11 protein-coding genes are annotated in these 13,545 nt (G+C 62.1%); 5 read left to right on the forward strand and 6 right to left on the reverse strand.

Features of this window, described 5'->3' with window-relative positions; genetic code table 11:
• Window positions 1-4 precede the first annotated feature (4 nt).
• Genes PRJ_RS15880 through PRJ_RS15895 form a run of 4 tightly spaced genes read right to left on the reverse strand, consistent with a single transcriptional unit; the run spans window position 5 to window position 4,051 of the window.
• The gene (locus PRJ_RS15880) at window positions 5-886 is read right to left on the reverse strand and encodes a branched-chain amino acid ABC transporter permease (protein ID WP_003253990.1); all 882 of its coding nucleotides are present in this window, start codon (window positions 884-886) and stop codon (window positions 5-7) included.
• Window positions 883-1,653, reverse strand: coding sequence for an ABC transporter ATP-binding protein (locus PRJ_RS15885; protein ID WP_104961913.1), 771 nt, complete (start codon window positions 1,651-1,653; stop codon window positions 883-885). The genes PRJ_RS15880 and PRJ_RS15885 overlap by 4 nt, the downstream gene beginning before the upstream one ends.
• Window positions 1,650-2,621: an AMP-binding protein gene (locus tag PRJ_RS15890; RefSeq protein WP_104961914.1), complete on the reverse strand. Its 972-nt coding sequence runs from the start codon at window positions 2,619-2,621 to the stop codon at window positions 1,650-1,652. The genes PRJ_RS15885 and PRJ_RS15890 overlap by 4 nt, the downstream gene beginning before the upstream one ends.
• Window positions 2,622-2,641: 20 nt before the next feature.
• Window positions 2,642-4,051: an LLM class flavin-dependent oxidoreductase gene (locus tag PRJ_RS15895; protein ID WP_104961915.1), complete on the reverse strand. Its 1,410-nt coding sequence runs from the start codon at window positions 4,049-4,051 to the stop codon at window positions 2,642-2,644.
• A 243-nt stretch (window positions 4,052-4,294) separates the two neighbouring features.
• Here PRJ_RS15895 and PRJ_RS15900 point away from each other — a divergent pair, with 243 nt between their 5' ends.
• The 5 genes from PRJ_RS15900 to PRJ_RS15920 all read left to right on the forward strand — a co-directional run bounded on the left by PRJ_RS15900 (window position 4,295) and on the right by PRJ_RS15920 (window position 9,188).
• Window positions 4,295-5,284, forward strand: a complete 990-nt coding sequence (locus PRJ_RS15900) for a universal stress protein (RefSeq protein ID WP_104961916.1) — start codon at window positions 4,295-4,297, stop codon at window positions 5,282-5,284.
• A gap of 95 nt (window positions 5,285-5,379) precedes the next feature.
• A complete protein-coding gene (locus PRJ_RS15905) occupies window positions 5,380-6,339 on the forward strand; it encodes a ribose-phosphate pyrophosphokinase (protein WP_104961917.1) in 960 nt (319 codons plus the stop codon).
• 179 nt (window positions 6,340-6,518) lie between these two features.
• Window positions 6,519-7,127 carry a GNAT family N-acetyltransferase gene (locus PRJ_RS15910; RefSeq protein ID WP_104962888.1) on the forward strand — a complete coding sequence of 203 codons (609 nt, stop codon included), beginning with the start codon at window positions 6,519-6,521 and terminating at the stop codon, window positions 7,125-7,127.
• Window positions 7,124-7,483 carry a cupin domain-containing protein gene (locus PRJ_RS15915; protein WP_003253997.1) on the forward strand — a complete coding sequence of 120 codons (360 nt, stop codon included), beginning with the start codon at window positions 7,124-7,126 and terminating at the stop codon, window positions 7,481-7,483. Before PRJ_RS15910 ends, PRJ_RS15915 begins: the two co-directional genes overlap by 4 nt.
• A gap of 67 nt (window positions 7,484-7,550) precedes the next feature.
• Window positions 7,551-9,188 (forward strand): mechanosensitive ion channel family protein, encoded by a 1,638-nt coding sequence (locus PRJ_RS15920; RefSeq protein ID WP_104961918.1) that lies wholly within the window; start codon window positions 7,551-7,553, stop codon window positions 9,186-9,188.
• 103 nt (window positions 9,189-9,291) lie between these two features.
• On the opposite strand, the gene PRJ_RS15925 is transcribed toward PRJ_RS15920, so the two are convergent.
• Window positions 9,292-11,820 (reverse strand): fused MFS/spermidine synthase, encoded by a 2,529-nt coding sequence (locus PRJ_RS15925; RefSeq protein ID WP_104961919.1) that lies wholly within the window; start codon window positions 11,818-11,820, stop codon window positions 9,292-9,294.
• A gap of 84 nt (window positions 11,821-11,904) precedes the next feature.
• Window positions 11,905-13,470, reverse strand: a complete 1,566-nt coding sequence (locus tag PRJ_RS15930) for an arylsulfatase (RefSeq protein WP_104961920.1) — start codon at window positions 13,468-13,470, stop codon at window positions 11,905-11,907.
• Window positions 13,471-13,545: the final 75 nt, after the last annotated feature.

A 13,545-nucleotide genomic window follows, 5' to 3' on the forward strand; every position in this document is an offset into this window, starting at 1 on the left:
TGCGTCATACCCGTTCGGTGGCCCGGTCGCCGAACAGGCCGGCCGGACGGATGTAGAGGAAGATCAGGGCAAGGAAATAAGCGAACCAGGGCGTGATGCCGCCGCCGATCAGCGGGCCTATGTAGGCTTCGGCGAGGTTCTCGGCGGCACCGACGATCAGCCCGCCGACGATGGCTCCGCCAATCGAGGTGAAGCCGCCGATGATCAGCACCGGCAGCGCCTTGAGCACGACCAGCGAGAGTGAGAACTGCACGCCCTGACGCGCCCCCCAGAGCAGCCCGGCCACCAGCCCGACCATTCCGGCCACGGCCCAGACGATCTGCCAGATGCGGTTGAGGTTGATGCCCAGCGACAGCGCCGCGCGGGTATCGTCGGCCACCGCCCGCAAGGCCACACCGATGCGGGTCTTGTTGAACAGCAGCGCCAGCACCGCCACCAACAAGGCGGAAACGCCGGAGGCAACCAGGTCGAACTGGCTGATCATCAGTTCGCCGACGAACAGCGGGACGTCCTCGATGCCCAGATCCAGCGCGCGTACCTGGGCGCCCATCAAGCCCTGGGCCAGGCCCTCGATGATGAACGACAGGCCAAGGGTGGCCATGAACAGGGTGATCTGCGAGCGATTGACCAGGGGCCGCAGCACCAGGCGCTCGATCAGCAGCGCGCCGACGATCATCACCAGTACGGTCAGGGCCAACGCCAGGGCGAACGGCAGGCCCTGCTCGTGCAGGCTAACGAAGGTCAGCGCAGCAAACAGCAGCATCGCGCCCTGGGCGAAGTTGAACACGCCGCTGGCCTTGTAGATCAGCACGAAGCCGATGGCCACCAGCGAATACAGGGTGCCGGCGAGCAAGCCGCCGATCAAGGTTTCCAGGAAGAAGTTCATCCGTGCGGCGCTCCCAGGTAGGCGGCGATCACATCGGGATTGGCCTGCACTTCGGCCGGTGTGCCATCGCCGACCTTGCGCCCGTAGTCCAGCACCACCACGTGGCTGGACAGCCCCATGACCACCTGAATGTCGTGTTCGATGAGAATCACCGTGGTGCCGAGATCACGGTTGATATCGGCGATGAAGCGGCTCATGTCCTGTTTCTCTTCGGCGTTCATCCCCGCCATCGGCTCGTCGAGTAGCAGCAGGGTCGGCTGCGCGATCAGCGCACGCCCCAGCTCCACGCGTTTCTGCAGGCCATAGGCCAGGCTGCCCACGGCAACGTCGCGCCAGGGCTGCAGCTCGAGGAACTCCAGCACCTGCTCGGCGCGCTCGCCGAAAGCCCGGGCCTCGCGCCGGGCACGTGGCAGGCCCAGTGCCTGTTCGAGAAAGAAACTGCGCTGGAAACGCGACAGACCGGTAAGCAGGTTGTCCAGCACACTCATCTTCTTGAACAGCGCATTGTTCTGGAAGGTACGGCCGATCCCCAGCCGCGCCGCCTGCAGCGGGTGCGGCCGGCGCAACGGCTCGGTGGCGAAGAACAGCTGGCCGGCATCGGCCCGGTAGACGCCATTGAGGATGTTCAGCAGCGAGCTCTTGCCGGCGCCATTCGGCCCGATCAGGGCGCAGATCTCGCCGCGCCTGACGCTGAAGGACAAGTCGGAAATCGCCTTCACGCCCTTGAACGACAGCGACACGTTGCGCACCTCCAGCAAAGCACTCATGCCGCGCGCTCCAGATATTCGTGCAGCCATGACAAGCGTGCCGGGCCTTGTAGCGCCACGCTGGCAGACGCACTTGGCACCTCGATCCGGCGCAAGCGATGGAAGCCGAGCAGACGCCGCACCCGCTGCTTCAGCCAGCGACGCAAGCCCTGGTGTGGATTTTCCAGCGTCCAGTCACACAGACGCCGTCGCCAACTGTCTGGTGGCGCCAGGCGGGCATCGATTTCGCCCGCCAGCGCCTCGACCCCCGCAGCGGACAACAACAACCCGGTCGGGGCGATTTCGCGACGGTCGCGACCAGCAGACTCGCTCGTTTCCGGGAAGGCTAGACTTTCGCCATGGTGCAACCAACGGCTCAGCAAATGCCCCAATCCCTCATGCCATTCGGTGCCCTCATCGACCCACAGCACGTCATCTTCTGCGACCTGCGCCCAATCCTGGCGCTGCGCCACCGGCGCCTCGCCGACAAACAGCGTCGACAGCGGCTGCACCTGCCACAAGCCGTTGCTCACGACATTGGCCTGGGCGGAAAACAAACGCAGTGGCCACAGCTCGGCAAGGCCGCTACCCAACCAGTGCGACACGTCTTCACGGCGTTGGACGAAGGCGAACGTCGGACGCGCCTGGCGCAGTTGCCGTTGCAGCTCATCGCCACGGCTGTCGCGGCCAATCACCAGACTCTGGCCGCCAAGCGGGTGGGCAGCCAACGCCAGAATCAGCAGGCTCGGCTCGAAGGCGCCACTCAATGCCAGGCGCTGCCCGGGGCCGAACCCCTGCTGGCGCAAGCCGTTGGCAACCCGCTCGACCTCGTGCTGCACATCGATCCAGCGCCAGGCCTTCCACACACCAAGACGGCGATGACGCAGGGCGATTTGTGTCGGCCGTTCTCTGGCCCAACGCTGCAGCGCCGTCAGGGCGCTGTCGGCCACTACGTCGGGCAACGGCAGATAGCGTTCATGAATGCTCATGCGATGACTCCTCTGCCGATTCAGGCCGGCTCGGCCAGGTTGACATCGACGTTTTCGCGCTGCTGGCTGAGGTCGCGATAGCCAGCGCCAGGATGGTTGGCGGGCAGTCGCGGGCCATCGCCGAACAGCTTCTCGCGCAGGGTTCCGGAACGATATTCGGTCTTGTACACACCGCGTTTCTGCAACTCGGGCACCAACAGCTCGACCACATCGCGGAAGGTTTCGTGGGCCAGGACGTAAGCCAGGTTGAAGCCGTCCACGTCGGTTTCCTCGACCCAGGCCTGCAGCTCGTCGGCGACGGTCTGCGCACTGCCGACGATCAGCGGGCCGAAGCCGCCAATACCAACCCAATCGGCCAGTTCCTGCACCGTCCATTGCTTATTGGGGTCGGCGGTGGAAAAGGTTTCCACTGCCGACTGAATGGCATTGGTATGGATATGCTTGAGCACCTGGTCGGGCCGGTACTGGCCGAAGTCGATACCCGTCCATCCCGAGATCAGCGCCAGCGCACCTTCGTAGCTGGTATATGACGTGAGCTCCTGCCACTTGGCCTGAGCCTTGGCGTCGGTCTCGTCGACGATCACTGTCTGCAGGTTGAAGATCAGCACCTTGCGTGGATCACGCCCGGCCTCGGCAGCGCGACGGCGGATGTCGGCCACGGTTTTCTTCAGGATCACCTTGGACGGTGCGGCGACGAACACGCACTCGGCGTGTCCGGCTGCGAAGTCCTTGCCACGGCTCGACGCCCCCGCCTGATAGAGCACCGGCGTGCGCTGCGGCGAAGGCTCGCAGAGGTGGATGCCGGGCACCTGGAAGTGCTTACCCTGATGGCGGATCGCATGAACCTTGCTCGGATCGCTGAAAATGCCGCGCTCGCGATCACGCAGCACAGCGCCCTCTTCCCAGCTCCCCTCGAACAGCTTGTAGAGCACTTCAAGATATTCGTCGGCGTAGTCGTAGCGCGCATCGTGGTCGCTCAGCGCCTTCTGCCCGAGGTTGCGCGCGCCGCTGTCGAGGTACGAGGTAACGATGTTCCAGCCGATGCGCCCCTTGGTCAGGTGATCCAGGGTCGACAGGCGCCGGGCGAAAGGGTACGGGTGCTCGAACGTCAGCGAGGCGGTGAGGCCAAAACCGAGGTGTTCGGTAACCAGCGCCATCGGGGTGATCAGCGCCAGCGGATCATTGACCGGAACCTGGGTCGCCTGGCGGATCGCCGCATCGCCATTGCCGCCCAGCACGTCGTAGATGCCGATCACGTCGGCGATGAAGATGCCGTCAAACTTACCGCGCTCAAGCAACTTGGCCAGATCCGTCCAGTATTTCAGATCCTTGTATTGCCAGGCGCGATCCTTGGGGTGCCTCCAGAGTCCGGGCGACTGATGGCCGACACAGTTCATCTCGAAGGCGTTCAAACGAATTTCACGTGGCATGGGGGCTCCTGATCGATAGGCTCGGCACCCTGTTTCGGCGCCTCTCAATGCTCTATCAACACAATCCATGCCAATAAATATTTTCTTTATTTACAATGACATAGAGATTACTCGAAGCAGCTTTAATGCCTGCAGGACGACATCACTGCTGATCAGCTGTACAACAGCGAACAGTGTTGATGCGCAGCGAGAAACATGCCGAGCTCTGCGACCCGGTCATGAGTACACCGCATTCAGCCAATCTTGATAAATATCAAGGTCATCAAGCCCCACTGCGTCACGCTTGGCCTGAACCGGTGGGCCTTCATCGAGGCTGCCACCGCGGTGGAGGCCATCATGAACACTTACTCAAGACTCCTGCTGATCTGCCATCCAGACCTGCACCCTTCGCCTGCCCTGACACGTGCTCAAGCGCTGAGCAGTGCGACAGGTGCCACCTTGCACCTGGTGGCGCTCAGTCAATTGCCCTCGCGCCTGGCAACCCTGGACCAGGTGCTACGCAAAAACGCCCGCAAGCAGGACGCCGAGCATCGAAAGGCTTGGCTCGCTGACCAGGTGAAGGCGATGGGCGAGCTGGGCATTACCGCCTACGCCGAGACACTGGACGATCAAGACCCGCTCAAGGACTTGATCCGGCTGGCCCAGCTGCACCGGATAGGGATGGTGATCAAGGACATCCAGCACGAAACCGCCTTGAGCCGTGCCCTGCTCACGCCATTGGACTGGCAATTGCTACGCCGCTGCCCGATCCCGCTGCACCTGGTAGCCCAGGCTGAAACGACGCTGCCAGCGCGCGTACTCGTCGCCGTGGACCTGGTCGAGCACGACCCGCTGATCGAGAAGCTCAACGACCACATCCTGCAATCGGCACAGGCACTGGCACAACGCTGCAAGGCGCAACTGCATCTGCTGCAGGCCTACGAACCCAGCGCCAGCTTCGTTGCCTATGCCGCCGCACCCGTGGCCTGGACAGACAAACTGGCCGAGGAAATGTCCGGTCGTGCGCGCGAGCGCATGGCGACGTTCGGCGGCCGTTATGGCATCAAGCCAGATCACCTGCACCTGGTGCGGGGTGCTGCCCGTAACGTGGTCAGCGAATACGCGAACCAGCAAGGCTTCGATGTGGTGGTGATGGGCACGCTCTACCACGAGGGGGTGAGCAAGGTCGTCGGCAGTACTACCGAGCAAACCCTGTACAAGATTCACTCCAGTATTCTGGCGATTCACGGTTGAACGATCGCCCGCTGGCTATGCTCGACTAGATACTCATCAAACCGCACAGTGCCATGCAGCTCATGTTGCTGTGAACGACCTCTGGAGCGCAGGGCATGAATGACACACCGCCGTTACTGTTCGCCTTGCAAGGCAGCCAGGACTATGGGAATGCCGTGGCGCAACGCTTGGGCAGGAAACTGTCTGCACACGAAGAGCGCGACTACGAGGACGGTGAGCACAAGTGCTGGCCTGGCGAATCGGTGGACGGTCGATCGGTCATCGTCTTCCACTCGCTGTATGGTGACGCGCACCACAGCGCGCATGACAAGCTATGCCGGTTGTTGTTCTTCTGTGGTGCGCTCAAGGACGCTGCTGCCCGCCAGGTGACGGCAGTCACGCCTTACCTCTGTTATGGTCGCAAGGACCGCAAGGTGGAGTTTCAGGACGCTATCATCACCCGCCATGTGGCTCGGCTGATGGAAAGCTGCGGCGTGGACCGCATTGTGGCGCTGGACGTGCACAACCCCAGCGCCTTCGACAACGCCTACCGAATCCCGAGCTGGAACCTGCAATGCACCCAGCTATTCGCCCAACGCCTGGCCCCACTACTCGGTGAGCAGGCGGTCACGGTCGTGTCACCGGATATCGGTGGCGTCAAACGCGCCGAGCAGTTTCGCCAGGTCCTGGCGCACCTGCTGGCGCGCCCGGTCTCGGTGGCCATGATGGAAAAACACCGCCAGCAGGCAGGCCTGAGCGGCGAACACCTGGTCGGTAACGTGGCAGGCAGCACCGTCATCGTATTCGACGACCTGATCAGCACGGGGCAGACGCTGCTACGCGCTGCCCAGGCCTGCCGGCAGGCCGGAGCCAGCCGCATGCTGGCCGCGGCCACCCACGGCCTGTTCACCACCGGTGGCGAGCTGTTCGACAGCGGCGCGTTCGAACGGGTATTGGTGGCCGACAGCATTGCCCCCTTTCGCCTGCCTGTGCGATGCCTGGAGCAACTGGATATCGTCGATACCAGCGCCCTGGTCGCCGAGTTGCTTGCCAACCGCCCGGGCCCTGGCGCATGACTCCGGCGCAGGCGGCGCCGACGGAGTATCCCTGCTCCTGAAATCGGTCGGGCCATGTGGCCATGAGGAGTGTCGCACGCCATGCCGATGGTGTTCGCGCAGAGCATCATGGGAACCGCTATAACCGTCTACCCTGCCCCCAGCCAAAGGCGTAACCCTTGAAAACTGACCCCGGCACCATGGGAGCACTGTACATGCCTATCGACTTCAGACCCGCTCGAGTCTCGGACGCGCATGATATTGCGCGCTTCTTTCAACTGACATCGGAGGGCATGGCCGATTACATATGGAGCAAGCTCGCCGCACCTGGAGAAGCATTGCTGAGTGTCGGTGCGTCTCGCTATGCCAGAGAACAGGGCGACTTTTCATACAAGAACTGCCTGATGGCCACTTTCGAAGGGCGCGTCATCGGCATGATGCATAGCTATGCCTTGCGCGCGACCCCTGACAGGCCAGTCGAGACCGACCCCGTCCTTGCGCCTTATTCCGACATGGAAATACCCGATACCTTGTACATATCCAGCCTGGCACTAGATGAGGCCTGGCGGAGCCAGGGGCTGGGTGCCGAGTTTCTTCGCCACGCCCAGCAGCGCGCTGACGACGCAGGCCTCGATGGACTGTGCCTGATCGATTACGAAGAAAACCACGGTGCACGCCGCTTCTACGAACGTCATGGTTTTCAAATTGTTAAAACCTGCCAGATCGTTCCGCACCCGATGCTGGGCGTCACCGGTGAAGCCTATTTAATGTATCGCCCTACTCACAACGTGCTCGAGAAACAGCCATGAACCAGAAACTGACCGTGTTCCGCGAACTGGATATCCAACCGCTGCGCGACCTGCCCTTCTTTGAAGAAGTATTGGAAGGCACCCCTCACACGCTGACGTCCAAGTACTATCACGATGAACAGCAAGGTCGCATTTCCGGAGAATGGGAAGCCAGTACAGGGGCGTGGCGCATTGACTATAAAGTCTGGGAGTTCTGCCATGTCCTGAGTGGGTGCTGCGTCATCGAGCTTGAGGGTTGCGCCCCGGTCACACTGGCCGCTGGCGACACGTTCATTATCGAACCGGGCGCCAAGGGCAAATGGACCGTAGTGGAAGACATGAAGAAGAATTTCGTGATCCTCGTGCCCGCGAACTAAGCCACTGAATGCTGGCTGAAGCCGACTATGCTGGTAGCAATCCACTCGTCGGCACAGGGGCTGTCAAATGGGCATGAAGCGCAGGTTGGGACGGGCTGCTTGGCTGATGCTACTGATCCACGTGCTGTTCTCGCCCCTGCTCCACGCAGCCCCCCCTCAGGCCGGGCCGGAGATAGAGGGTGTGATTGCCGAGCCCGCCCCGCTGACCGTCATCAACCGCACGGTGCTGGTCTTTCGTGCGACGCTGCTGGGCGAAACACCCAAGGTGCGCGCCCAGCGCGCCAAGAAGGTCATCGAGGAAACACTCCAGGAAACAAACGATCTGGAGGTTCGCGTCGACCCTATTCTGCGCAGCTACCTGGTGCTGCTGGGCGGGCGCCGTGCATTCATCGTGACGCCGCTGGATGCTGCGGCCGATAGCATTACAGCAGGCGAAGCCGCCGAGCAGGCCGCCGAGAACCTGCGCCTTGTCGTCGAGGAAACCCGTCAGGCGCGTAGCCTGCGCTTTTTGCTCACTGCGATAGGCTACAGCGCTGCGGCAACCTTGGTGTTCTTCATGCTGGTAAAGGCCGCAGGCTACTGTCGACGCAAGCTCTTGGGACTGCTGCCCAAACTGATGGGCAAACACTCCGAGCGCCTCAAGGTCGGCCATACGCAAGTGTTCGACCTGCAGAACCTGTACTACCTGATCGACCGCTCACTCTGGCTGCTGTACTGGTTGGTCGTGTTGTTGTTCTGCTACCAGTGGCTGGGCTTCGTGCTGTCTCAGTTCCCCTACACAAGGTCTTGGGGTGAAAGCCTCAATATCCACCTGATGGAGCTGCTCAACTACCTGGTCAGCGGCATTTTACGTGCCATGCCCGGCCTGGTAGTTGCGCTGTCGATCTTCTTCATCGCCCGCGGTATCAGCGCCTTCTCCAAACGTGTGCTAAGGCGCATGGCACGCCCGGGCACGTTGAAATGGCTGACCGCCGAAACCTTGCAACCGACCATGCGCCTGACGTCGCTGGCAATATGGCTATTCGCCCTGGTGATGGCCTACCCCTATCTACCCGGCTCGGGTACCGATGCCTTCAAGGGGCTCTCGGTGTTGCTCGGTCTGATGATTTCACTGGGGGCGACCAGTGTCATCGGCCAAGGGGCCGCCGGATTGATCCTTACCTACACACGCACGATGCGCGTCGGCGAGTTTGTACGCGTGGGCGATTACGAGGGCACGGTGACCGAAGTGGGCATCTTCACCACATCCATACGCACCGGGCTTGGCGAAGTGCTGACACTTCCCAATTCAATGATTACCGGCTCGGTGACCAAGAACTACTCGCGTATCGTGGAAGGGCCAGGCTATGTGGTCGATACCGTGGTGACCATCGGCTACGACACCCCCTGGCGTCAGGTCGAGGCGATGTTGCTGGAAGCGGCTCGTCGCACCGACGGCGTGCTGCAAACGCCCGCGCCCCAGGTATTCCAGACGGCGCTGTCGGATTTCTACCCCGAGTATCGATTAGTGGCCCAGGCCATTCCGTCAGAGCCCAGGCCACGCGCGCAGCTCCTGAGCCTGTTGCACGCCAATATCCAGGACGTGTTCAATGAGTATGGGGTGCAAATCATGTCGCCTCACTACCTGGGCGACCCCGAGCAACCCAAATGGGTGCCCAAGGAGCAGTGGCACGCGGCCCCGTCCAAACCTGAAAACTCCGCGTGAGCGATGAACCCTCCGGTGCTGATCAGGCCCCAGCCATGGCCCCGTGCAGGCGCAACATGCAGTAATAGCCAGGCCTGACGCAGTTTCTAACCGTGGGTTCAGTTCAGCGCCTACCGCCGGTAAACCAGCGCATGTAAGGATTCTCTGCGCTGATCGGCGCCAAGGCCCGCGCCTCGCGCATCCAGGCCTGGCGATTGCCGTTGTAGGCCAGCAGCGACAGCCCATAAAAACGACGCAGCAACGCCCACTCATCATTCACCGCGGCGAGCACCGAGGGGTTGGCATTTTCCAATGGCGGCGCTACCCGCAGCGCCAGCAAGGCCGGTAGTACGCGGGTGATTTCGCGCGGCCGTACCCACGGCGCGTACTCTATACGGGGCCGATCGTCGGTAACCGGCTGTGCATCGCCGGCATAACGCTCAAGCCCTTGCCGGTCGGTCACCCAGGTGGCCAGCAATGCCTCGACCGAACTCACGCCGACCTGGGCCAGGGCAGCCGAAACCTGGGGTTGCTCGAAGCGTTGGCGGATGCGCGGTACATCCAGCACCATCGGCGTTGCCGAGCCGATCAAGAGCATCTCGTGAAACTCGGTGGTCCACAACGAGGCATGCGGGAACACGTCAAGAAAGCTGCGTACCAGCGAGCGGCTGTCCTCGTCGTTCTGCGTGGGAAGCGGTAGCCATTGAGCCACCAGTCCATGCTCCTGCAGGCGAGACGCTGCCAACTGATAGAAGTCGCGCGAGTAAAGGTTGACCACCCCTGCTGCCGAGGGCGGTGGTGGCTCCAGGGTGATCACGTCGTATCGTTGCTCATTACGCAAAAGCTCCCGCCGCCCATCACGCAGGCGGATGTCAAGGCGCGGATCGTTCACAGCGTCGTAATTACCGGAGAACAGCGGCGCCGCTGCCAGTACCTGCGGCAGCAGTTCGGCAACCACCGGATGCTCCAGGCCTGAATAGCGCAGCATTGCACCGGCGGTGATCCCGGTGCCGAAGCCGATCACCAGCGCCGAGCGCGGCTCGCCGCGATGTATCAGCAATGGCAGCAACGCCTGCAGGCGCATGTAGCGCAGTGACGGCATGGCATCCCCAGTGTTGGACACACCCTGGATGTACAGGCGGTTGAACGCTTGTCCCTGACGCTGCTGGTTGACCACCGCTACCGTGCCGCCGCGGCCTTCCTGGTAGAACACCAGTTCGCCGCTACGCGCACCTGGTAACAACTGTGCCAAGCGTTCTGGTGGGGTAAGTGCGCCGGTAACCAGGGTCGCGCCGCCAACCAGCAGGACCGCTGCCCGCATGCCCTTGTGCACGGCCTTGCCGCGCCATGTCGCTACTGCCCCGATGGCCGCCGCCAGGCAAGCGAGCACCACCAAGGTTCGCACCAGCCCTATTCCAGGCACCAGGACAAACCCCGTGAGCATGACACCGACGATGCCACCCAGGGTATTGAGGGCAATCACCACCCCCACGTCCCGCCCCACTTGGCCACTGTCCACGGCAAGGCGCAGGGCCAGGGGAAATGCCGCCCCGAGCAACGTGGTCGGGATGAATACCACACACACTGCGGCAGCCGCAAAGCGCGCGCACATCCCAGCCAACTGGCTGCCAGTCAGTTGCAGTACATGGCTTTCCAGCAGGGTCTGCCAGGTCACCAGCCACCGCCCGAGCCCGGCAATCTGCAACAACGCCAGCAGCCCGGCCGACGCGATCAACAGGCCGAACAGCCCCCAAGGGTCGCGGATGCGGTCTGCGCGCCTCGCATACAGTGCACTGCCCAGGACCAGCCCCATCAGATAGGTGGCCAACACCACGGAAAAGGCAAACGCGCGCGTACTCATGAACTGCACGATCGATTGCGTCCACACCACTTCATAACCGAGCGCCACGCCACCTGCCAGGCAATACAGGGCGATGGCCAAGCGAGCCTGCGGCGTGCGCGGCAGCGAGGCAGTGGCAGAGGTAGGCAAGGCCCGCTCATCCCTGCCGCGCCCGCACCAGGCGCCCAGCGCGGCCAGCAGATTCAACACCCCCGCTACGCAGGCGGCCCCGGTGACGCCAAGCAGGGGCAGCAAGACGAATGCCGCCAGCAAGGTGCCGCAAATTGCGCCAGCGGTATTGGCGGCGTATAACCGACCGCCCGCCTCCCCCGTCTGCGCGCCATTGGGGGTTAGCGCTCGAACCAGCACAGGCAAGGTTCCGCCCATCAAAAAGGCGGGCAGCCCCACCAGGCTCAATGGCAGCAGCCAGGCCAGCAAGCCGACACTCGCCTCCAGGCGGGCAAACAGTGCCGCACTCTGCGCCAGCCCCAAGGTCGCCGCCACCGCCAGTAAAGCGACCGCCAACTCCAGCCCCGCATAGAGCCTGACCGGGTGGCGCAACCGGTCAGCCCAGCGACCGAACAGCAGGCCCCCCATGGCCAGCCCTGCAAAAAACGCGCTGATGCCAGCGGTAATGGCATACACCTCCACCCCGACCACCAGAGACAGCTGCTTGACCCAAAGCACCTGATAGATCAGCGCTGCACCGCCGGAGATGAACAGCAGCGCCGCAGGCATCAGCCATTGCAACGGTGCTTGCGTTTCGGTGGAGGCGGAACTGTCGGCGCGGGGAAGGTTCACGACTGCTGGCATCATCAAGCCTTAGCGGACCCACACGTCTGTCCGCACTGGGTATGAAAGAATGCGCCCGCCGAGGGCGGGCGCGGGGCATTGCCGTTATTGCTTCATCTTCTCTTCGATTTTCTTGTCCACGTCAGCACGGATCTGGTCGATGCTGAAACTTGCCGGACGCTGGCTCGGCGGATATTCCACGAACGTCTGCAGGAACGCGGCAGCCTTGCGGGTTCCCTGGAAGATCAGGTAGTCGTTCTTGGTCATCCAATCGTAGTATTGGTCCGAGACGATATCAGCACGCTCGTAAGGGTCCATACGCAGGTTGAACATCTTGGGCACACGCAGACAGGTGAACGGCTCGCTCCAAACCGCAAAGCCTCCCGCAGCGCGCTGTTCGCAGAAAACCAGCTTCCAGTCGCCGAAGCGCATCGACACCAGTTCACCGTCATCGTTGAAGTAATAGAACTCGTTACGTGCGCTCTTGTCCGTTTTGCCGGTCAGGTAGTCCAGTTGGTTGTAACCGTCCAGATGCACCTTGAAGTTCTTGCCACCCACATCGGCACCTTTGAGCAAGCGGTCCTTGATGTCTGTGTCACCCGCTGCGGCTAATAGTGTCGGGAACCAGTCCAGTCCCGAGAACATCTGGGTGGACACCGTGCCCGGCTTGACCTTGCCCGGCCAACGAATCATCGCCGGCACGCGGTAAGCGCCTTCCCAGTTGGAGTTCTTCTCGTTGCGGAACGGCGTGGTGGCGGCATCCGGCCACGACCATTGGTTCGGTCCGTTGTCCGTGGTGTAGACCACAATGGTGTTATCGGTGATCTTCAGATCGTCCAGGGTCTTGAGCAGTTTGCCCACGTCTCCGTCATGCTCGAGCATGCCGTCGGCGTAATCGTTGCCGACCATGCCGCTCTGACCTTTCATCGACTCACGCACATGGGTAAAGGCATGCATGCGTGTGGTGTTCATCCAGACAAAGAACGGTTTGTCGGCCTTGACCTGTTTGTCGATGAAATTAATCGCCGCCTGGGTAGTTTCATCGTCGACGGTTTCCATGCGTTTGCGAGTCAAGGCGCCGGTGTCCTCGATCTTGCCGTCCGCACTGGACTTGATCACGCCACGCGGTGAAGCGGCCTTCACGAAGTCCGGGTCATCCTTGGGCCAGAATGGGCGCTCGGGCTCCTCCTCGGCATTGAGATGGTAGAGGTTGCCAAAGAACTCATCAAAACCGTGGTTGGTGGGCAGGTATTCATCCCGGTCTCCCAAATGGTTCTTGCCGAACTGGCCAGTGGCATAGCCCTGCGCCTTGAGGGCCTGGGCAATGGTGACATCGCGCGCCTGCAAGCCCACGGGCACGCCAGGCATGCCGACCTTGGACAAGCCGGTTCGCAGCGGTGTCTGCCCGGTGATGAAGGAGGAACGACCGGCGGTACAGCTGTTCTCGGCGTAATAATCGGTGAACAGCATCCCTTCCTGGCCGATGCGGTCGATGTTCGGCGTCTGATAGCCGACCACGCCCTTGCCGTAGGCACTGATATTGGTCTGGCCAATGTCATCGCCGAATATCACCAGAATATTGGGTTTTTCCGCGGCACTCGCCGTGCACACGCCCACCGCCGCAGTAGCGGCGAGCGCGAATGTGGTTATCCATCTTCTACTGGGTTTCATAAGGCGGTTTCTCCGTATCACGTTTACTGGCATTTGCCACGACTACGTGCACGATCGACCTACTGCTTGGCTGGT

The organism is Pseudomonas sp. XWY-1 (assembly GCF_002953115.1).
Classification (GTDB): domain Bacteria; phylum Pseudomonadota; class Gammaproteobacteria; order Pseudomonadales; family Pseudomonadaceae; genus Aquipseudomonas; species Aquipseudomonas alloputida.

Bases quoted from the DNA above. Each gene is read 5' to 3' on its own strand.
- PRJ_RS15880 (WP_003253990.1), bottom strand. From the start codon at position 886: ATGAACTTCTTCCTGGAAACCTTGATCGGCGGCTTGCTCGCCGGCACC.
- PRJ_RS15885 (WP_104961913.1), bottom strand. From the start codon at position 1,653: ATGAGTGCTTTGCTGGAGGTGCGCAACGTGTCGCTGTCGTTCAAGGGC.
- PRJ_RS15890 (WP_104961914.1), bottom strand. From the start codon at position 2,621: ATGAGCATTCATGAACGCTATCTGCCGTTGCCCGACGTAGTGGCCGAC.
- PRJ_RS15895 (WP_104961915.1), bottom strand. From the start codon at position 4,051: ATGCCACGTGAAATTCGTTTGAACGCCTTCGAGATGAACTGTGTCGGC.
- PRJ_RS15905 (WP_104961917.1), top strand. From the start codon at position 5,380: ATGAATGACACACCGCCGTTACTGTTCGCCTTGCAAGGCAGCCAGGAC.
- PRJ_RS15910 (WP_104962888.1), top strand. From the start codon at position 6,519: ATGGGAGCACTGTACATGCCTATCGACTTCAGACCCGCTCGAGTCTCG.
- PRJ_RS15915 (WP_003253997.1), top strand. From the start codon at position 7,124: ATGAACCAGAAACTGACCGTGTTCCGCGAACTGGATATCCAACCGCTG.
- PRJ_RS15920 (WP_104961918.1), top strand. From the start codon at position 7,551: ATGGGCATGAAGCGCAGGTTGGGACGGGCTGCTTGGCTGATGCTACTG.
- PRJ_RS15925 (WP_104961919.1), bottom strand. From the start codon at position 11,820: ATGCCAGCAGTCGTGAACCTTCCCCGCGCCGACAGTTCCGCCTCCACC.
- PRJ_RS15930 (WP_104961920.1), bottom strand. From the start codon at position 13,470: ATGAAACCCAGTAGAAGATGGATAACCACATTCGCGCTCGCCGCTACT.